General features: G+C 65.8%; 18 protein-coding genes and 1 pseudogene. 5 read left to right on the forward strand and 14 right to left on the reverse strand.

The annotated features are described in order from the left end of the window. Positions 1-112: 112 nt before the first annotated feature. From NJ69_RS22005 to NJ69_RS22030, 6 genes are all read right to left on the reverse strand, one after another. Positions 113-673: a DUF4136 domain-containing protein gene (locus NJ69_RS22005; RefSeq protein WP_039583001.1), complete on the reverse strand. Its 561-nt coding sequence runs from the start codon at positions 671-673 to the stop codon at positions 113-115. A 20-nt stretch (positions 674-693) separates the two neighbouring features. Next, positions 694-1323, reverse strand: coding sequence for a DUF4136 domain-containing protein (locus tag NJ69_RS22010; RefSeq protein ID WP_039583003.1), 630 nt, complete (start codon positions 1321-1323; stop codon positions 694-696). Between the two features lie 22 nt (positions 1324-1345). Further along, positions 1346-2095, reverse strand: a complete 750-nt coding sequence (locus NJ69_RS22015) for a methyltransferase domain-containing protein (protein WP_039583005.1) — start codon at positions 2093-2095, stop codon at positions 1346-1348. Next, complete coding sequence (locus NJ69_RS22020) at positions 2092-2397, reverse strand: MazG-like family protein (protein ID WP_039583008.1); 306 nt, start codon at positions 2395-2397, stop codon at positions 2092-2094. The genes NJ69_RS22015 and NJ69_RS22020 overlap by 4 nt, the downstream gene beginning before the upstream one ends. A 68-nt stretch (positions 2398-2465) precedes the next feature. After that, positions 2466-3320 carry a MaoC family dehydratase gene (locus NJ69_RS22025; RefSeq protein ID WP_039583009.1) on the reverse strand — a complete coding sequence of 285 codons (855 nt, stop codon included), beginning with the start codon at positions 3318-3320 and terminating at the stop codon, positions 2466-2468. Positions 3321-3322: 2 nt separating this feature from the next. Further along, positions 3323-4675, reverse strand: a complete 1353-nt coding sequence (locus NJ69_RS22030) for a 3-oxoacyl-ACP reductase (RefSeq protein ID WP_039583010.1) — start codon at positions 4673-4675, stop codon at positions 3323-3325. 159 nt (positions 4676-4834) lie between these two features. Here NJ69_RS22030 and NJ69_RS22035 point away from each other — a divergent pair, with 159 nt between their 5' ends. Next, complete coding sequence (locus tag NJ69_RS22035) at positions 4835-6112, forward strand: acetyl-CoA C-acetyltransferase (protein WP_039583012.1); 1278 nt, start codon at positions 4835-4837, stop codon at positions 6110-6112. Between the two features lie 40 nt (positions 6113-6152). Further along, positions 6153-6941 (forward strand): AraC family transcriptional regulator, encoded by a 789-nt coding sequence (locus NJ69_RS22040; protein ID WP_039583013.1) that lies wholly within the window; start codon positions 6153-6155, stop codon positions 6939-6941. 3 nt (positions 6942-6944) lie between these two features. On the opposite strand, the gene NJ69_RS23315 is transcribed toward NJ69_RS22040, so the two are convergent. The 5 genes and pseudogenes from NJ69_RS23315 to NJ69_RS22060 all read right to left on the reverse strand — a co-directional run bounded on the left by NJ69_RS23315 (position 6945) and on the right by NJ69_RS22060 (position 12314). Beyond that, a complete protein-coding gene (locus NJ69_RS23315; RefSeq protein ID WP_375063416.1) occupies positions 6945-7712 on the reverse strand; it encodes a methyl-accepting chemotaxis protein in 768 nt (255 codons plus the stop codon). A gap of 90 nt (positions 7713-7802) precedes the next feature. Continuing rightward, positions 7803-8888, reverse strand: a pseudogene (locus tag NJ69_RS23320) (cache domain-containing sensor histidine kinase); the annotation flags it as partial. A gap of 183 nt (positions 8889-9071) precedes the next feature. Continuing rightward, positions 9072-9476 carry a Cu(I)-responsive transcriptional regulator gene (gene cueR / locus NJ69_RS22050; RefSeq protein ID WP_039583015.1) on the reverse strand — a complete coding sequence of 135 codons (405 nt, stop codon included), beginning with the start codon at positions 9474-9476 and terminating at the stop codon, positions 9072-9074. Further along, on the reverse strand, positions 9473-11875 hold the full coding sequence (locus tag NJ69_RS22055; protein WP_039583018.1) for a heavy metal translocating P-type ATPase: 2403 nt from the start codon (positions 11873-11875) through the stop codon (positions 9473-9475). The genes cueR and NJ69_RS22055 overlap by 4 nt, the downstream gene beginning before the upstream one ends. Positions 11876-11927: 52 nt before the next feature. Then, positions 11928-12314: a hypothetical protein gene (locus NJ69_RS22060; RefSeq protein WP_039583021.1), complete on the reverse strand. Its 387-nt coding sequence runs from the start codon at positions 12312-12314 to the stop codon at positions 11928-11930. Between the two features lie 146 nt (positions 12315-12460). Between NJ69_RS22060 and NJ69_RS22065 the strand changes: the two genes are divergently transcribed. Beyond that, positions 12461-12658, forward strand: coding sequence for a heavy-metal-associated domain-containing protein (locus NJ69_RS22065; RefSeq protein ID WP_029615189.1), 198 nt, complete (start codon positions 12461-12463; stop codon positions 12656-12658). A 56-nt stretch (positions 12659-12714) separates the two neighbouring features. Here the strand turns inward: NJ69_RS22065 and NJ69_RS22070 are convergent, their stop codons facing one another. Continuing rightward, on the reverse strand, positions 12715-14382 hold the full coding sequence (locus NJ69_RS22070) for a hypothetical protein (RefSeq protein ID WP_039583023.1): 1668 nt from the start codon (positions 14380-14382) through the stop codon (positions 12715-12717). 223 nt (positions 14383-14605) lie between these two features. On the opposite strand from NJ69_RS22070, the gene NJ69_RS22075 reads away from it, so the two are divergent. Beyond that, on the forward strand, positions 14606-15787 hold the full coding sequence (locus NJ69_RS22075) for a multidrug effflux MFS transporter (protein ID WP_039583024.1): 1182 nt from the start codon (positions 14606-14608) through the stop codon (positions 15785-15787). On the opposite strand, the gene NJ69_RS22985 is transcribed toward NJ69_RS22075, so the two are convergent. Further along, positions 15738-15935, reverse strand: a complete 198-nt coding sequence (locus NJ69_RS22985) for a hypothetical protein (RefSeq protein ID WP_080754794.1) — start codon at positions 15933-15935, stop codon at positions 15738-15740. The genes NJ69_RS22075 and NJ69_RS22985 overlap by 50 nt on opposite strands. A gap of 507 nt (positions 15936-16442) precedes the next feature. Between NJ69_RS22985 and NJ69_RS22080 the strand changes: the two genes are divergently transcribed. Next, positions 16443-17156 carry an ArsR/SmtB family transcription factor gene (locus NJ69_RS22080; RefSeq protein ID WP_039583025.1) on the forward strand — a complete coding sequence of 238 codons (714 nt, stop codon included), beginning with the start codon at positions 16443-16445 and terminating at the stop codon, positions 17154-17156. A 23-nt stretch (positions 17157-17179) separates the two neighbouring features. On the opposite strand, the gene NJ69_RS22085 is transcribed toward NJ69_RS22080, so the two are convergent. Then, positions 17180-18127 carry an adenosine deaminase gene (locus NJ69_RS22085; protein ID WP_039583026.1) on the reverse strand — a complete coding sequence of 316 codons (948 nt, stop codon included), beginning with the start codon at positions 18125-18127 and terminating at the stop codon, positions 17180-17182. Positions 18128-18191 lie beyond the last annotated feature (64 nt).

Below are 18191 nucleotides of genomic sequence, written 5' to 3' on the forward strand. Positions count from 1 at the left end.
GTCCAGTGAGTGTAGTCAGGGTGATGGCGTCTTGCCGTATGAGCAGGCGAGCGGCGAGCCGGTCGGCCTTGGGGCGCGCGTGCGCCCTCGGGCCTGGAACCCCGACGCCGGGTCAGCGCGGTGGGTAGTTGCCCATGACTTGCGCCACGGTTTTCTGGATCGCCGCGTTGCGTTCCTGCGGGCTCGGCGGGTAGCTGTTCATCACCTGTTCGGCACTGCCGCGCCACACCAGCTTGCCGTCGCGCCCGTCGAGCAGGTCGACCTGGATGGTCGCCACCTTGTAGTCGACGCTGCGGGTTTCGTTGTACACCGGTCCGCCCCAGTAGCCTCCCCAATAGCCGCCCCAGCCGCCGCCATAGTTGGTGGTGACTTGCTGCTGGCGGTCTTCGACGATCAGGTACGCGCGCACCTTCACGTCCGCCCGCGCGTTGCCCTGCACGGGCCGCAGGCCACGCTGGTCGAGCTGGTCGGCCACGGCCTGGCGAATGCGCTGTTCGGTCAGGTCGCTCTTGATCCTGGGGTCATCCGGGCGGTATTGCAGCGCCGGCTCCTGCCAGGCCCAACTGCGGTAGGCCGCGAAGTCGCGGCTGGCATCGAAATCCTGGGTGACGTTGTTGCTCGCGCAGGCCGCGACCAACAGCACGAATGACAGTACGACGAGACGGCGCAGCATGATGAGACTCCTGCATTCGGTTAACGGGGAGGATAGCCGCTGAGGGCCTTGCGCACGGCCTCGCGCAGGGCGTCTTCACGTTCGCGGGGCGAGCCCTGGTCGCTGCCGCTTTCAGCGCTGGCGCTCCACACCGCCTGGCCGTTGCGGGCATCGAACAGGTCAATGCGCACTACCGTCACGTCCACTTGGTAAGTGCGCACGATCGGTACGCTGCCGTAGGCGCCATAGCCGTTGCGGTAGCCGCCATAGCCGACGCCGCCGTAGGGGCCGTAAGGGTAGGGGTCGTAATCATAGTCGCGGACCTGGCGCAGGCGCTTTTCCAGACGCACGTTGGCACTGACCAGCAGGTCGCCGGGTCCGCCGCGAGCCGGACGCAGACCGTGCTGGTCGAGCACACCGCTGATGGCGTCGGCCAATTGCGCAGGATCGGCGTTGGCCATGCCGCTGGGCAACTGGCCGTTGCGCCAGCTCCAACTCTGGTAGCGGCCGTAGTCGCGCGGCGCCGCCGGGTAAGCGCTGGCGTCGAAGGTGTTGGCTGCCTGGGGTGGTGCCGGCGGCATGGGCAGCGAGCTGGCGACATACGGATTACTGCCCTGGCAACCGACAAGGGCCAGGGTCAGCAGGGCCAGACACAACGGACGGTACGGCATGTGTTCCTCCCGACAGGCGGGGTCAGCGTGGGCGACAGGTCCAGTGCAGGTAACGGCCAAGGCCGGCGAAGCTCGGATGACGACGGTGGGCCAGTTCCATTTCCAACAGGTCGAGCAGCTCGGCCTTTTCCTGGAACTCCTTGGGCATGTAGTCGTGGAACACCCGGATGCCACTTTCGCTTTCGACCTGCCACAACGGTTCGAGTTGCGCGCGCAACTCACGGGGATCGACGGGCATCTGCGGCGTCAGGCTCTGCTTTTCGCCGGCCAGGCGGTCGCTGCGCAGCTTGCGGAAGTGCCCCTTGAGCAGGTTGCGGTAGACCAGCGCATCGCGGTTGTAGAAGGCCAGCGACAACCAGCCGCCGGGCGCGGTCAACTGGTGCAGTACAGGCAGGATACTGTGGGGCTCTGCCAGCCATTCGAGCACCGCATGGCACAGCACCACGTCGAACGGCTCGGTGAGTTGGCCGAGCAGGTCCTGCCAGGGCGCCTGGATGAACGTGGCACGCTGGCCCGCCTCGGCGAAGCGTTCACGGGCGCCGTCGAGCATCGGCGCAGCGGGCTCGGCGAGGGTCAACGAGTGCCCGCGTTGGGCCAGCCACAATGCCATGTGCCCGAGGCCGGCGCCGACATCGAGGATGCGCAGCGGGCGCTCGGGCAAGCGCTCGGCCAGGTCGGCCTGCAACACCGCCAGGCGAATGGCGCCCTTGGCGCCGCCATAGATCTTCTCGGCGAAACGGCTGGCCAGCTCATCGAAATGACGGTCGTTCATGGGGCGAAGCGCCGTTCGCTGTCGGCGAGCTTGGCCCGCACCACCGCGTCCATGTCCAGCCCCAGTTCGCTGCACAGCAACAGCAGGTACAGCACCACGTCGCCGACCTCCTGGCCGGCGTGGGCGAGCTGCCCGGGGGACAGTTGGCGCGATTGCGCTTCGCTCAGCCACTGGAAGATTTCCACCAGCTCGGCCATCTCCACGCTGGCGGCCATGGCCAGGTTCTTCGGGCTGTGGAAACCGCGCCAGTCGTTGTTGTCGCGGATCCGGTGCAGGCGCTCGGTCAGTTCTTGCAGATTCATCGGGGACTCTCCTTCTGGCGCATAGCTTCGGACGCGCCAGGAAGCAAAGCAAGTGAATTGCGAGCGCGCTACAGCGCTCGCCAGGCCCCGGTCATGTGCAGCAGTTCGCCGTGGCCGGTCAGCGCCAGCCGTCCGTCTGGCGCCGCCTGGCTGGCGCTCAGGGACACTTCCGAAGGCAAGCGCACCGGCTTGTGGAAGTCCACGACGAAACCGTAGCCGGCCACCGGCAGATGCCCGCGCAGGGCGGCCAGGGCCATGGCCTTGCTCCACATGCCGTGGGCGATCGCCTTGGGGAAACCGAACAGCCGGGCGCTGGCAGCGCTCAGGTGAATGGGGTTGTAGTCGCCGCAGACCTTGGCATAGCGCCGGCCGATGTCGCGGTCGGCGTACCAGCGCGTGACGTCCGTCAGGCCCGCCAGCGATGGCTCGCCCGCCGGCTCGTGCACCACGCCGTCGAGCTTCAGGCCCCTGACCAGCATGCGACTGGTTTCGCGCCAGAGCACGCCGAGGCCATCGTGGGCCTCGGTGACCAGGTCGAAGGTGCCGCCCTTGGCATGGGCCTGCAGGTTGTCGGCGTGTACCGCGAAACGCAGGCCTTCGAGACCGCCCAGGGGGCGCAGCACTTCGATGTCGTTGTGCAGGTGCACCAGCCCCAGCAGCGGAAACGGAAAGTCTGCGGCGGTGAGCAGTTGCAATTGCAGGGTGAAGGCCATGACATGCGGGTAAGTGGCCGGCAGCCGGCGGTCATCGCTGAAATGGCACAGCCGCCGATAGGCCTGAAGGTTGCGCGGGTCGATGCGCAGAAAACAGCGCAGGCCGCGTTCGGGCAGGCGCGTGCCGGTGATCTTGCGCTTGCCCAGTGCCCTCAGATAGAGGCGGCTGCGAGCCTCGGGGCTGTGCAGGTCGAGCCAGGATCGCTTCATGTTCACGCTCCTATCAAGGCTTGGCCGCAGACCCGCAGGTACTGGCCACTGACCGCGCCGGTGCCCGGCTGCGCCAGCCAGGCGACAGCCTCGGCAACGTCCTGCGGGCGGCCACCCTGGCCGAGCGAACTCAGCCTGCGGCCGGCCTCGCGCAGGCCCATGGGCATGGCGGCGGTCATGTGCGTCTCGATGAAGCCGGGCGCCACCGCGTTGATGCTGATGCCGCGCTCGCCCAGGGGCGCGGCCCAGGCCTGGGCCAGGCCGATCAGGCCGGCCTTGCTCGCCGCATAGTTGGCCTGGCCGCGATTGCCCGCGATGCCGCTGACCGAGGCCAGCAGCACGATGCGCGCATCGTCGTGCAACTGGCCGCCGTCGAGCAATGCCTGGGTCAATTGCTGCGGGGCCTTGAGGTTGACGGCCATGACCGCATCCCAGTAGTCGGGGGTCATGTTGGCCAGGGTCTTGTCGCGGGTGATGCCGGCGTTGTGCACCAGGATGTCCAGGCCGTCGGGCAGGGCCTGCTGCAACTGCGACGCGGCGTCGCTGGCACAGATGTCCAGGGCCAGCGCCTGCGCGCCGATGCGCGCGGCCAGGGCGTCGAGGTCTTTCTGTGCCGGCGGCACGTCCAGCAGGATCACCTCGGCACCGTCGCGGGCCAGGGTCTCGGCAATGGCAGCACCGATGCCGCGTGCCGCGCCGGTGACCAGCGCGCGCTTGCCCGCCAGCGGTCGCGTCCAGTCCTGCACCTGGCGGGCGCAGGCCTCCAGGCGCAGGACCTGGCCGGAAACGAAGGCGCTCTTGGGCGACAGGAAGAAGCGCAGCGCGCCTTCGAGCTGATCGTCGGCCGCAGCGCCCACGTACAGCAACTGTGCCGTGCCGCCATTGCGCAACTCCTTGGCCAGCGAGCGACTGAACCCTTCCAGGGCGCGCTGGGCCACACGCGCCAGCGGGTCGTCGAGCTGCTCCGGGGCGCGCCCGAGAATCACCACCTTGGCGCACGGGGCGAGGCTGCGCAGCAGCGGTTGAAAGAACGCGCGCAACTGCCCGAGCGTATCGCTGTCGGACAGATGACTGGCATCGAACACCACCGCCTTGATCTTCGGCCCCAGACCAGCGACCCAGGCGGGGGATTGCAGATCAACACCTTCGAAGTGGTAGCACTCGTCGGTGAGTGCCGGGGCCAGGGCCTCGACGCGCCGCGCCAAGGGGCCTCCGCCGAGTACCAGGGCGCCCTCGATGGGCCGCAGGCGTCCGGCCTGCCAGCGTTCCAGTGCAGCCGGGCGGGGTAGGCCAAGGGCATCGACCAGGCGGCGGCCGAGCGTGGAGTTGGCGAAGCCGATATAGCGATCGCTCATGATGCGGGTCTCCCTGAAGGCAAGCATGCAAGTGTGGACCTTAATTGCGCGCAGGTCGTTCGAATCCTCGAAAAAGCGCCTAGGCTGAGGCTTTGCCCAATGGCGCGGGTCAACGCGTGACTCGATAAATTGGCTCAAATTGTTTCAGGAGAAATCAGCATGCAGTCACCTCGTCGCGTTGCGATCCTGGGCGGCAACCGTATTCCGTTCGCCCGCTCCAACGGCGCCTACGCCACCGCCAGCAATCAGGCGATGCTCACTGCGACGCTGGAAGGTCTGGTGGAGCGCTATCGGCTGCACGGGCTGCGCTTGGGCGAAGTGGTGGCCGGCGCGGTGCTCAAGCACTCGCGCGACCTGAGCCTGACCCGCGAATGCGTGCTCGGCTCGCGGCTGTCGCCGCAGACCCCCGCCTACGACATCCAGCAGGCCTGTGGCACGGGGCTGGAGGCTGCGCTGCTGGTGGCGAACAAGATCGCCCTCGGGCAGATCGACAGCGCCATCGCCGGCGGCGTGGACACCACCTCCGATGCACCGATCGCGATCAACGAGGGGCTGCGCCGGGTGCTGCTGGAGGCCAACCGCGGTCGGCAACTGAGCGAACGTCTGAAGCCGTTTCTCAAGCTGCGGCCGAGCTTTCTCAAGCCCGAGTTCCCGCGCAATGGCGAGCCGCGCACCGGGCTGTCGATGGGCGAGCACTGCGAGCGCATGGCGCAGACCTGGCAGATCGAGCGCGCCGAGCAGGACGCACTGGCGCTGCTCAGTCACCAGCACCTGGCCGAGGCCTATGACCAGGGTTGGCACGATGACCTGCTCACGCCCTACCTGGGTCTGACCCGCGACAACAACCTGCGGCCAGGCCTCACCGCCGAGCAGTTGGCCAAGCTCAAGCCGGTGTTCGACAAAGGCCCCAAGGGCACCCTGACCGCTGGCAACTCCACCCCGCTCACCGATGGCGCCTCGCTGGTGCTGCTGGGCAGCGAGGCCTGGGCCGAGCAGCAGGGATTGTCGGTGCTGGCCTATCTGGTGGACGGCGAGGCGGCCGCCGTGGACTTCGTCAAAGGTCGCGAAGGTCTGCTCATGGCGCCGGTGCATGCGGTGCCACGCCTGTTGGCGCGCAATGGCCTGAGCTTGCAGGACTTCGACTACTACGAAATCCACGAAGCCTTCGCCGCCCAGGTGCTGTGCACCCTCAAGGCCTGGGAGGACGAGCGCTACTGTCGCGAGGTGCTGGGGCTCGACGCGGCGCTGGGCGCCATCGACCGCAGCCGGCTCAATGTCAAGGGCAGCTCGCTGGCTGCCGGTCATCCGTTCGCCGCCACCGGTGGGCGGATTCTGGCGAACATGGCCAAGTTGCTGGCCAAGGCCGGCAAGGGTCGCGGACTGATCTCGATCTGCGCTGCGAGCGGGCAGGGGGTGACGGCGATCGTCGAGCGCTGAGGTGGTAACCTTTGGCCAAACCACGACAACAAGCCGCGCCATGCCGACCCCAGGTCCCCTCACTGCCCCCCGTGCCATCCCCACGCTGCAGCGCTTGCCGCGGCCGCTGTACGCCCGCGCCGAAAGCCTCGGCGCAGGCTCCTGGACCCCGCGCCATCAGCATGACTGGGCGCAGTTCTCCTACGCCATCAGTGGCGTGCTGGGCGTCTACACCAGCGATGGCAGCTACTTTGCTCCGCCGCAGTGGGGGGTGTGGATTCCGGCGGGGCTGGAGCACGAGGTGGTGACCTCGATGCAGGCGGAAATGCGCAGCCTTTATGTGCGTCGCGATGCCTGCACCTGGGGCGCCGATGCCTGCCAGGTGGTGGAGGTGACGCCCCTGGCGCGCGAGCTGATCAAGCAATTCTGCCAACTGCCGGCGGCCTACCCGGAAGGCGACACGGCCGAGGCCCGCCTGGTGGCGGTGCTGCTCGACCAGTTGCAGACGCTGCCGCACGTCGGCTTCTCGTTGCCGCTGCCGCGCCATCCCGGCCTGCTGGCGCTGTGCAATGCGCTGATCGCCGCGCCTGATCGCGCGCAGACCCTGCAGCAGTGGGCGCTGCAACTGGAGTGCTCGGACAAGACGCTCATGCGCCTGTTCCAGCGCGAGACCGGCTTGAGTTTTCGCAACTGGCGCCAGCGCATGCGTCTGCTGTCGTCGCTGGCGCTGCTCGAAGCCGGGCACAGCGTCACCGAGGCGGCGCTGGGCTGTGGCTACGACTCCACCTCGGCCTACATTGCCGCCTTCAAGCAGTTGTTCGGTGCCACGCCAGGCGAACTGCGCCTCTGATCTTCAGGTCTTGAACCGGCGCACCAACGCATCCAGTTCGCTGGACAGGCCTTCCAGGCTTTGCGAGTCCTGCCGCGCCGCCTGCGCCAGTTCGGCCACCAACTGCGCATCGCCATGGATCTGGCTGATGTGGCGGTTGATGTCTTCGGCCACCTGGTGCTGCTCTTCAGCGGCGGTGGCGATCTGCGTATTCATGTCGCGGATGACGTCCACCGACTCACGGATCTGACCGAAGCTGTCACGTGCCTCGCCGATGCGGCTGACCGACTGCTGCGACACGTCCAGGCTGGCATGCATCTGCGCAGCCACCTGGGCCGTACGGCTGGCCAGGTTGCCCAGCAAACCATCGATCTCGGCGGTGGAGTCGGCGGTGCGCTTGGCCAGGGCGCGCACTTCGTCGGCGACCACGGCGAAGCCGCGACCCTGTTCGCCGGCACGGGCCGCTTCGATGGCGGCGTTGAGCGCCAGCAGGTTGGTCTGCTCGGCGATCGAGCGGATGGTGCCCAGAATCGACTGGATCGAATTGCTGTCACGCTCCAGTTGCTGCATCGACTGGGCAGACTGTTCGATCTCATGGCTCAGGCGATCGACGCTCTGCACCGCCGCGTCGATCTGCTGCTGACCCTGGCGCGCCTGCTGCTGGCCGCTGTCGGCCGATTGCGCGGCCTGGCTGCACGAACGCGCCACTTCGTTGGCGGTGGCGACCATTTCGTGGAAGGCCGTGGAGACCATGTCCACCGCTTCGCGCTGGCGCCCGGCCGCCTCAGCCATGTCGCCGGACACCCGGGTAGAACTGGCCGAGGTGGCGAGAATCTTCCCGGCGGCGCCTCCGATGTGCTGGATCAGGCTGCGGATCGCGCCGAGGAACTGGTTGAACCAACTGGCCAACTGCGCGGTTTCGTCGTTGCCGCGCACGTCGAGGTTGCGGGTCAGGTCACCTTCGCCCTGGGCGATGCCTTCCAGGCCACTGCTGACACCGGTGATCGGCCGCACGATGAGCTTGGCGAAGGTGGCGCCGGCCACCGCGAACAGCGCGGCGAGCACCAGGGCGATGACGCCGATCTGCCAGGTCAGGCGGGTGGCGGCCTGCATCACCTCGTCCTGCTGGATCAGGCCGATGAAGGTCCAGCCCAACTGCTCGTCGACATAGACGTTGGCCATGTACGGTTGGTCGTCGATACGCACCTGCACCAGACCCTTGCCGGCCTTGGCCAACTCGGCGTAGCCGCCGCCGAAACTCTCCAACTGCTTGAAGTTATGGTTGGGGTCGCGTGGGTCGACCAGCACGTTGCCGTTCTTTTCCACCAGCATCAGGTAACCGCTTTCGCCCAGCTTGATCTTCTTGACGATTTCGCTGAGGCCCTTGAGCGACACGTCGATGTTGACCACGCCGCCAGGAGCGCCGAGTTGGTTGTTGACGGCGCGTACGGTGCCGATCAGCGCCAGGTCGTCGGCAGCCCAATAATAGGCGCCGGTGCGCACGGTCTTGCCGGGGTTGGCCATCGCCAGTTGATACCAGGGGCGCTGGCGTGGGTCGTAGTTGGTGTACTTCTGCCCGGCGGGCCAGCCGACATAACCGCCGTCGCTGACGCCATAGGACACATAGGCGTAGGCCGGATGGGTTTCAGCCAGACGGGTGAAGGCGGCCAGTACCAGTTTGTCCTGCTCACCCAGTTCGGTCGGCGGGTTGGCGCTCATGAACTTGTTCAGGTTGCTGCCTGCGGCGCCGACCTGGGGCAGGGAGGCCAAGTAGTCGACGTTCTCGTCGATGCCCTGGAAGAACATGTTCATCGCATTGGCGACCTGGCGGATTTCCCGGCTGCTGCTGTCGAGGAAATCGTCCCGCGCGTCTTCGCGCAGGTTCAGCACCACCACGGCGGCGACGATGACGATGGGCAAGCCGGCAATGACGGCGAAGGCCCAGGTGAGTTTCTGCTTGATGTTCATTCGCGCTCCCGGATTTTTTCTTGTAGACGCATGGAACTGGTATCAAGGGCATCGGCAGGGCGCTGGTGTTTCTGAAGGAGTCTGTAGGAAAACTCCCAGTTTTAAGGGATGAAAGCGGCAGACGAGGCCGCTTCAGTCATACCTGGCTAATAGGGCATACCCAATTGCCGTGCTTGAGGGCATTCAGTGGCAGCAACTGCCTTCATCCGCCAGGCCCTGGAGGATCGGACAGTCGGGTCGATCATCGCCATGGCAATGGGCGACCAACTCGCTGAGGGTGTCGCGCAGGCTCACCATTTCCTCGATCCGACGGTTCAGGTCCTCGATGTGCTGGGTCGCCAGCGCCTTCACATCGGCGCTGGCGCGCTGGCGGTCCTGCCACAGCGCCAGCAGACGCGCGACCTCGTCCAGGGAGAAGCCCAGGTCGCGCGAGCGCTTGATGAAGTTCAAGCTGTGCAGGTCGTCCTGCTGGTAGAGGCGATAGCCGCTGTCGCTGCGCAGCGCTGGCTTGAGCAGGCCAATGGACTCGTAGTAGCGGATCATCTTGGCGCTGAGCCCGGTACGCCGGGCGGCCTGGCCGATGTTCATGGGGTCTCCTTGACGGCGATGTCGCGCGGCTTCCAGGTCTTGAGCCAGAGGGCGTTGCTGACCACGCTGACGCTGGACAAGGCCATGGCGGCGCCGGCCAGCACCGGGTTGAGGTAACCGAAGGCGGCGAGGGGGATGCCAACCAGGTTATAGATGAAGGCCCAGAACAGGTTCTGCCGAATCTTGGCGTAGGTCTTGTGGCTGATTTCCAGCGCCGCCGGCACCAGGCGCGGGTCGCCGCGCATCAGGGTGATACCGGCGGCCTGCATGGCCACATCGGTGCCACTGCCCATGGCGATGCCGATGTCGGCGGCGGCCAGGGCGGGCGCGTCGTTGATGCCGTCACCGACCATGGCCACCACGCCTTGCTGCTTCAATGCGTTGACGGTGGCCGCCTTGTCGGCCGGCAGCACTTCGGCGTGTACATCGTCGATGCCCAAGGCTTGGGCAACCACCCGGGCGCTGCCGCGGTTGTCGCCCGTCAACAGGTGGCTGCTGATGCCTTGGGCATGCAAGGCGGCGATCGCCTGGTCGGCACCGGGCTTGAGGCTGTCGCCGAAGGCGAACAGGCCCAGCACCTGGCGCTGCGGCGAGCACTCGATCAGCCACGACAACGTGCGGCCCTCGGCTTCCCAGGTGTTTGCCTGAGTTAGCAAGGTGTCCGGCTGCAATTCGTTCTCGTCGAGCAGGCGGCGGTTGCCCAGCGCCAGCACCCGGCCTTCGACCGTGCCCTGGATACCGCGTCCGGTCAGCGACTGGCTGTCACTGACCTGGGGAATGTCCAGGCCTTGCTCGCGCCCGGCTTCCAGGACGGCCTTGGCCAGCGGATGCTCGCTGCCGCGTTGCAGGGCACCGGCCAGGCGCAGCAGGTCATGGTCGGCGCCTGCCGCCGCCTGCAAATGAACGATGCGCGGGCTGCCGGAGGTGAGCGTGCCGGTCTTGTCGAACACCACGCGGTTCACCGCATGGGCGCGCTCCAGGGCTTCAGCGTCCTTGATCAGGATGCCGTGGCGGGCGGCTACGCCGGTGCCGGCCATGATCGCCGCTGGTGTCGCCAGGCCCAGGGCGCACGGGCAGGCGATCACCAGCACGGCGACGGCGTTGATCAGCGCGCTTTCCAGCGGCGCACCGGCCAGCCACCAGCCGACCAGGGTGATCAGCGCCAGTACCAGTACCGCCGGGACGAACACCTGGCTGACCCGATCCACCAGCTTCTGGATCGGCGCCTTGGCCGCTTGGGCGTCCTCGACCAGGCGGATGATGCGTGCCAGTACCGTCTCCGTGCCCAGCGCCTGGGTGCGCACCAGCAAGCGGCCTTCGCCGTTGATCGCTCCACCGGTGACGCTGTCGCCAGGCGCTTTGGCCACTGGCAGGCTTTCACCGCTGATCAGCGCCTCGTCGGCATGACTGCTGCCTTCGAGCACCTCGCCATCGACCGGAAAGCGCTCGCCTGGCTTGACCAGCACCTGGTCGCCCAGGCGCAACTGACTGATCGATACCTCCTCTTCACTGCCGTCGATCACTCGCACGGCGCGCTCCGGCCGCAGGGCTTCCAGGGCGCGGATAGCGCTGGCGGTCTGACGCTTGGCGCGGCTTTCCAGGTACTTGCCCAGCAGCACCAGGGCGATCACCACCGCCGAGGCCTCGAAATACAGATGCGGCTCCATTCCAGCCGGCGCCTGCGCCCATTGATAGAGGCTCAGGCCATAGCCGGCGCTGGTGCCCAACGCGACCAGCAGGTCCATGTTGCCGGCGCCTGCGCGCACGGCTTTCCAGGCGGCCTTGTAGAAGCGTGCGCCGAGGATGAACTGCACCGGCGTGGCCAGCGCGAACTGCGCCCAGGCCGGCAGCATCCAGTGCAGGCCGAACGGTTGCACCAGCATCGGCAGCACCAGCGGCAGGGCCAGCAGCACGGCGGCGAGTACCGCCAGGCGCTCGCGGCGCAGGCGACGCTGAGCCTGGTGTCGGTCGTCGTGGGCATCGCGCGGCAGGCGGGCGCTGTAGCCGGCCTGTTCGACGGCGGCGATCAATGCCGCCTCGGCCGTACCCGCCAGTACTTCCAGGTGAGCGCGTTCGCTGGCCAGGTTGACGCTGACCTGTTCGACGCCCGGCAGTTTGGCCAGTGCCCGTTCGACGCGGCCCGCGCAACTGGCGCAGGTCATGCCGCCGATCTGCAGTTCCAGGGTGTGGGTCGGTACGCGGTAGCCGGCTTGGCGCACGGCGTCGATCAACGCTGGCAGGCTGCTGGCCGGGGCCTGGATGCGGGCCTGTTCGGTGGCCAGGTTGACGCTGACCTGTGCAGCGCCGTCGACCTTCTGCAGCGCGCGTTCGACGCGGCCGACGCAGCTCGCACAGGTCATGCCGGCAATCGGCAGGTCGAAGGTGGTGGTTGCGGCCATGGCTTCTCTCCTTGATCAGGCCTGCAGCATCAACCTTGCCATGCGGGGAAGGTCAATACCCCAGGTCGGCTCGCTTGAGCTGCAGTCCATTCTGGCCCAAGGCGATGCGGTACTTGTTGATCTGACCGGCGTGCAGCACCAGTCGAGTGCTGCGCTGATCCTCGACGCCTGCGCCGCAGCCGGGCGCCTGGCCGGGCAGCAGGCGCAGGCGCACGTCCACCGGCCCTGGCGGCAGGTTGAAGGAGGTCGATTGTTCCTGGAAGACGCGCCCGGACAGTTGGTCGTTGAGGTAAACGCCGATTTCGCAGCTGGTGGCCACTTCCAGACGCTCCCGGGAAATGATCAGTACGCTGTACTGCGCGTTGTCCTCGGCGCTGGCCGGCGGCACCATGGCCAACGTGCCCAAAAGCCCGACAACGCCCGCTGTTGCCCTGAACATGAAGAGTCTCCTGCTGGCTGACGATCTGCAAAAGCGCAGCTTGGCCGAGGTTGGCAAGGATTGCTACCCCGGTCCGTCATCGAGGCGCTTGACCTTGCCACCATGGCAAGGTCGAGACTGCGGCGAAATCCTCAGGAGGTAGCACCATGCACGTGTTCAATGTTCAAGGCATGACCTGCGGCCACTGCGTCAAGGCGGTGACCCAGGCGATTCAGGCGGTGGACGCAGCAGCCCAGGTGGAGGTGGATCTGCCGGGGCGTCAGGTGAAGGTGCAGAGCGAATCGCCTGCCGAGCGGATCGTCGCGGCGATCGTGGAGGAGGGGTATCAGGCGCAGCTAGCCTGACAGCGCGGGGCACGGGCGCAGTGGCCAGTGGCCTTGCTGCGGCCGTGCCCCACGGCTCAGGCCGGGACGTTGTAGCGCAGGTAGCGCCCCACGTGGATCCGACCGTTGTTCACGCTCATCGAATAGCTGACATACACCGTACGTCCTCGGTTGGCGGCGATCCAGGCGGCGGGAATCGTCCAGTCCAGGTGCGTCTGGCCGTCGCTGCCGTAGTACAGGATCGGCGAATCCTGCTGCCAGCCCGACTCAGGGTGGTACCAGCGCACTACCGTGCGAAACGCACGCGTGCCAGGTCGGGGAATGCGCAACGTGTTGCTGTTGAGCATGAACGGTGGCGGCATGGACTGGAAGGGCGCGTCGTAGTCCTTGACCTGAACGCGATAGAACTGCGAGGCGTTTATCCGGCCATTGGGCTCGGTGACCACGGTGTAGTTCACGTTGGCGAAATGGCCGACGGTGTCGATGACTTCGATGGAGCGGATCTTGAATTCCATCGGGCCGATGGCGCGAACCGTCTGCACCGCCGTGTTCCAGACCACGTTGTTCGACCAGCTCACCCTGACCGTATGCCCCACGCGCATCCCGGTGTAGGCCGGCACTACCACCGTCGCTTCTCCACCGCGATTGGCGAGTAGCCAGTGATAGTCGAGCATGCCATTTTGCAGGTCCCTCACAGTGGGCGCCGGCAGGAACAGTTGCTCGGTGGATTCGTTGACCTGCACCGTCGCGACGGATGAGGTCATGGTCTGGCCGCCGCGGGTCACCACGAAGCTCACGCTCACCTGGCGGTCCTTGTTCTCCCGCGCCCAACCCAGATCCACCGTGATAGTCATCGGACCGATGCCGACCACTCGCTCGGTCTTCTGCCGATTGGCTGCGCCCTGCCAGAGCAGGGTGACGGAGTCGCCCACCTGCATACCGTAGTCCGGCACCAGTACATCCAGTCGATTCAGGCCTCTGAGGTCGATCAGCGTGACCCGTGAGCCGTTGGCCCTGACAGTGGGTGCTGCCAATTGCACCCGGACCTGGGTAGGGCGTGCCTGGCGGGAGTAGTTATCAACGAAGTCGCGAATGTCGTAAGTCACCGGCACGGTGCCTTGGGTGCCCACCATCATCACGACCGCTGCGGGAATCACCACCGACTCGGGAATCGAGGGGTTGGTTACCTTGGGGTGATTCACCGGCACGCCGCCCCAGTAGACGATCAGTTCGTCACCGACTTTCTTGTTCAACCAGCGCGGCACCTGCACTCGAACGGTGGCATCCAGGTTGGTGACGGGATTCGGCGTAACGGTGCACGGTGTGAGGCGACTGTTGTAGGGCGGTTGCATATCCGGGCCAGCGCCGCCTGGTACCTGAGTGTTCACTGCGATCGTGCGCACAGGGCTGCGCTCCGGCGGCTCGCCGGAGACTTTGTCCTCATAGGTGTAGAAGACCCGTCCCGACGGAGGTTGGACGCGGCTGACCGGTACCGAGAACTGAAGGCGCGGGTTACCGACCATGCTGCCGTCAATGATGATGGTCTGTACCGGCACATCGTTCCAGTACAGGATCACTTCATCACCGATCTTGGGCACGGTGGCCATCGACGCGTGCAGCCGCACGGGCCGTTTGAGTAACTCGTAGTTGATCCCTAATCGTGGGTTCGCCGGGCTGTCGTAGAGGTCGGTGAAGTAGAGTTCGGCCACAGCTTCGATATCTGGCCTGCCATTTGATGAGTTCATGCCGTGCTCCTGATCGCGGGATCGGTCTGGGGGCGCGATGACATCGAACGGTGCAGGTGCCAGTCATCGCCTTCGATCAGGATGCTATGACCCGCTGGATGGGGTGTAACCTGGCATTTTTATCAGGAGGAGCCGGGCGCTCGGCGAATCGTCAGGTTTTACTGGCATGGCGAATGGGTGGCTGTAGACTAGCGGCTTTGCTTAGCCTGCTATGGATTTTTTAATGAACCTGCGAACGGTGATGATCCTGGGCGCCTTGAGTGCGTTCGGGCCTTTGGCAATCGACTTCTACCTGCCTGCTTTTCCGGCGATGGCACAGGCCTTCGCGACCGACGAGCGGCAGATCCAGACGACCTTGGCCGTCTACTTCCTCGGGCTGTCGATCGGTCAGTTGGCCTATGGCCCCGCGGCGGATCGCTTCGGACGGCGCAAGCCGCTGTTGTTCGGCGTGGGGCTGTTCACGCTGGCTTCACTGGCCTGCGCTTACGCGCCCAACCTTCAGACCTTGGTGATGGCGCGGTTCGTTCAGGCGCTTGGTGGCTGTGCGGGCATGGTGCTGTCGCGGGCCATCGTCAGTGACAAATGCGATGCCGTGGCCTCGGCCAAGGTGTTCTCGCAACTCATGCTGGTCATGGGCCTCGCGCCGATCCTGGCGCCCATGCTGGGCGGTGCGCTGGTCAACGTCGCCGGCTGGCAGTCGATCTTCCTGTCGTTGAGCCTGTTCAGCGCAGCGGCGCTGCTGGCGGTGGTGCTGGGACTGCCGGAAAGCCTGCCGGCGCATGTGCCGCGTCAGCCGCTGTCCGGTGCGCTGCGCCAATACCTGCGGCTGGCGCGCGATCCGCTGTTCATCGGTCATGCGCTGACCGGTGGGGTCGCGATCGCCGGCATGTTCGCCTACATCGCCGGTTCTCCGTTCGTGTTCATCAAGCTTTATGGCGTGCCCGCCGAGCACTACGGCTGGCTGTTCGGCATCAACGCGGCGGGCTTCATCCTGGTCGCCCAGTTCAATGCGCGCCTGCTGTCCAGGCGCCCGCCGGGATGGCTGCTGGTGCGTGCGGTCTGGGTGTACCTGTTGGCAGGGCTGGCTTTGCTGATGGTGTCGGCGCTGCATCCGGCGGCACTCTGGCCACTGTTGCTGCCGCTGTTCGTGTGTATCGCGAGCCTGGGCTGCATCATTCCCAATGCCTCGGCCTGCGCCATGAATGGGCAGGGTGCCCGGGCAGGCAGCGCCTCGGCTTTGCTGGGCTGCCTGCAATTCAGTGTCGCTGCAATGGCTGCGGCGCTGGTGGGTGTGCTGCATGACGGCAGCGCTGTGCCGATGTCGCTGGTGATCAGTCTGTGCGGCCTGCTGGTGGTCAGCGTCGCGCTGCTGACTCGACGCCGCCAGGCGAAGGCGCCTGCATGAGACTGTGGGGTGCATTCAGACGCGCCTGCAGCGAGGCGACGAAGGCGCGCGCCTCCACCTCGCTGCGAAATCCCACCACCTGTTGATCGAGCTGAACCTGCCAGGGGCAGGTCCGATGGTGATTCGAAGCACTGACGACAATCTTCATGGCGGCGTCCTCGTGTGGATGTGACGGCGGGACATGAGTTTAGTCCGACTGAGGTGCGCCGCCAGGCGCGGCACGCGACTGCTGACCGATGGTCATGGTCTGGCAGCTCGATGAACCTTCGCATTTGCATGCACTACTTATGGAATCCGACTGTCGGCATTGTTCCTGGTCTACGAACCGATGCGCGGCCGGGAAGGCCCGTGTCCTTGAACGCAGAGCGAATGCCCCGAATCCCGACCTTCTTTCTATTTTTCCTACCTTGCAGAGGGTACTGCCACCCTCGTTCGCCGGGCTTCCCTATAGCCACCAGCTCCCTCTAGTGCAGGGGTTCTGGCGGCTTATACTTGCCCGCGCAGGCAATGCAGACAGAGCGATTTCCCTCTCAGACTGCAGTGTCGAACGTTGCGTCTGAACTCACCGGTCCCATGTGCCGCCACTGCGGGCGATGCTGGGTGCCATGGATGGCCATCGGACAAGAAACATGACTTTGCAGGGAGTGGATGGAGCATGAAAGCAGTCAGCAGTATCAGCCAGATCGCCGGCCTGATGGCCGAGCCCAAACGCAGTGCGATGCTCTGGGCCCTCATCGATGGCTCGGCCCGGCATGCAGACGAGTTGGCTTCGATGATAGGCGTGACACCTTCCTCGGCTTGTGCCCACCTGTCTCTATTGTCGTCTGCCGGTCTGTTGCGGCTGGAAGCGCGCGGGCGCAAGCGCTATTTCCGCCTGGCGACGCCTGAGGTGGTGGCGGCGGTCGAGGCTTTGGCCAGCGTGCAACTGGGCAGTCGCGCGGAGAACCTGGCCTCGATCAAGCCGCTGCAGGTGCCGGTGTCACTGCGCCGGGCGCGTCGGTGCGGTGATCACCTGGGCGGCGAGCTGGCGGCTGACCTGTACCGGCGCATGGCGTGTGCGGGGTGGTTGGAAGGCAGTCAATTGCAGGCCAGCGTCAGCGCTGAGGGACGTGTGCAACTGGCGCAGATCGGCGTCTACATCGATGCGCTGGCACCGCGCCAACGCGGCAGATGCGAAATCTGCCATTGCAGCGAATGGAGCGACAGCAGCGCCCATTTGGGCGGTGCGCTCGGCCAGGCGCTGCTCAGTCTGTTCCTGCAGTCGGGGTGGATACGTGAACAGGAGGGCACCCGAACCCTGAAGCTCTCGACACTCGGTGTGCAGGAAATCAATCGCATCGCTAACGTTCCCGCCTTGCAGGTGGGTTGAAGTGCAAGGCGGCCAGGTTCGAATCAGACCAGACGAGCGGCCAGACTGTTCTGCGCCAGACGCTGTGCCTGATCCTGAGTCATGCCTAGATGCTCGTGCAGCGCCATGAAGTTTTCGGTGACGTAACCCCCGAAGTAGGCAGGGTCGTCCGAGTTGACGGTGACCTTCACGCCGCGCTCGAGCATGTCGAGGATGTTGTGCTGGCCCATGTGCTCGAACACGCACAGCTTGGTATTGGACAGCGGGCAGACGGTCAGTGGGATCTGCTCGTCGATGATGCGCTGCATCAGGCGCTCGTCCTCGATGGCGCGCACGCCATGGTCGATGCGCTTGATCTTGAGCAGGTCGAGGGCTTCCCAGATGTACTCGGGAGGGCCTTCTTCACCGGCGTGGGCCACGGCCACGAAGCCTTCGCTGCGGGCGCGGTCGAATACGCGCTGGAATTTGCTGGGAGGATGGCCTTTTTCCGAGCTGTCCAGGCCGACGGCGATGAATGCGTCACGGAAGGGCAGTGCCTGGTCGAGTGTCTTGTGCGCCTCGTCTTCGCTCAAGTGGCGCAGGAAGCTGAGGATCAGGCCGCTACTGACGCCCAACTGCTCGCGGCCGTCCTTGAGGGCCTGGCCGATGCCACCGAGCACCACCTCGAAGGGAATGCCCCGGTCGGTATGGGTCTGAGGGTCGAAGAACGGCTCGGTGTGGATCACATTCTGCGCCTTGCAGCGTTGCAGGTAGGCCCAGGTCAGGTCATAGAAATCCTGCTCGGTACGCAGTACGTCCGCACCTTGGTAATAGAGGTCGAGGAACTCTTGCAGGTTGTTGAAGGCGTAGGCACTGCGCAGCGCCTCCACATCCGTCCACGGCAGCGCGATCTTGTTGCGGGCAGCCAATGCGAACAGCAACTCGGGCTCCAGCGAACCCTCCAGGTGCATGTGCAGTTCGGCCTTGGGCAAGGCGTTGAGCCAGTTGTACATGGGAAAACTCTCGAATCAGTCACGGTTGGCCGACATTCTACAGGCCTGGACGCGCGGCGACAGG

It is taken from the genome of Pseudomonas parafulva (assembly GCF_000800255.1).
Taxonomy (GTDB): domain Bacteria; phylum Pseudomonadota; class Gammaproteobacteria; order Pseudomonadales; family Pseudomonadaceae; genus Aquipseudomonas; species Aquipseudomonas boreofloridensis.

Coding starts and splice junctions, on each gene's coding strand:
- NJ69_RS22085 (WP_039583026.1), bottom strand. CDS start 18,127: ATGTACAACTGGCTCAACGCCTTGCCCAAGGCCGAACTGCACATGCAC.
- NJ69_RS22005 (WP_039583001.1), bottom strand. CDS start 673: ATGCTGCGCCGTCTCGTCGTACTGTCATTCGTGCTGTTGGTCGCGGCC.
- NJ69_RS22010 (WP_039583003.1), bottom strand. CDS start 1,323: ATGCCGTACCGTCCGTTGTGTCTGGCCCTGCTGACCCTGGCCCTTGTC.
- NJ69_RS22070 (WP_039583023.1), bottom strand. CDS start 14,382: ATGAACTCATCAAATGGCAGGCCAGATATCGAAGCTGTGGCCGAACTC.
- NJ69_RS22055 (WP_039583018.1), bottom strand. CDS start 11,875: ATGGCCGCAACCACCACCTTCGACCTGCCGATTGCCGGCATGACCTGT.
- NJ69_RS22075 (WP_039583024.1), top strand. CDS start 14,606: ATGAACCTGCGAACGGTGATGATCCTGGGCGCCTTGAGTGCGTTCGGG.
- NJ69_RS22020 (WP_039583008.1), bottom strand. CDS start 2,397: ATGAATCTGCAAGAACTGACCGAGCGCCTGCACCGGATCCGCGACAAC.
- NJ69_RS22035 (WP_039583012.1), top strand. CDS start 4,835: ATGCAGTCACCTCGTCGCGTTGCGATCCTGGGCGGCAACCGTATTCCG.
- NJ69_RS22030 (WP_039583010.1), bottom strand. CDS start 4,675: ATGAGCGATCGCTATATCGGCTTCGCCAACTCCACGCTCGGCCGCCGC.
- cueR (WP_039583015.1), bottom strand. CDS start 9,476: ATGAACATCGGCCAGGCCGCCCGGCGTACCGGGCTCAGCGCCAAGATG.
- NJ69_RS22080 (WP_039583025.1), top strand. CDS start 16,443: ATGAAAGCAGTCAGCAGTATCAGCCAGATCGCCGGCCTGATGGCCGAG.
- NJ69_RS22040 (WP_039583013.1), top strand. CDS start 6,153: ATGCCGACCCCAGGTCCCCTCACTGCCCCCCGTGCCATCCCCACGCTG.
- NJ69_RS22060 (WP_039583021.1), bottom strand. CDS start 12,314: ATGTTCAGGGCAACAGCGGGCGTTGTCGGGCTTTTGGGCACGTTGGCC.
- NJ69_RS22065 (WP_029615189.1), top strand. CDS start 12,461: ATGCACGTGTTCAATGTTCAAGGCATGACCTGCGGCCACTGCGTCAAG.
- NJ69_RS22985 (WP_080754794.1), bottom strand. CDS start 15,935: ATGAAGATTGTCGTCAGTGCTTCGAATCACCATCGGACCTGCCCCTGG.
- NJ69_RS22015 (WP_039583005.1), bottom strand. CDS start 2,095: ATGAACGACCGTCATTTCGATGAGCTGGCCAGCCGTTTCGCCGAGAAG.
- NJ69_RS23315 (WP_375063416.1), bottom strand. CDS start 7,712: ATGGCTGAGGCGGCCGGGCGCCAGCGCGAAGCGGTGGACATGGTCTCC.
- NJ69_RS22025 (WP_039583009.1), bottom strand. CDS start 3,320: ATGAAGCGATCCTGGCTCGACCTGCACAGCCCCGAGGCTCGCAGCCGC.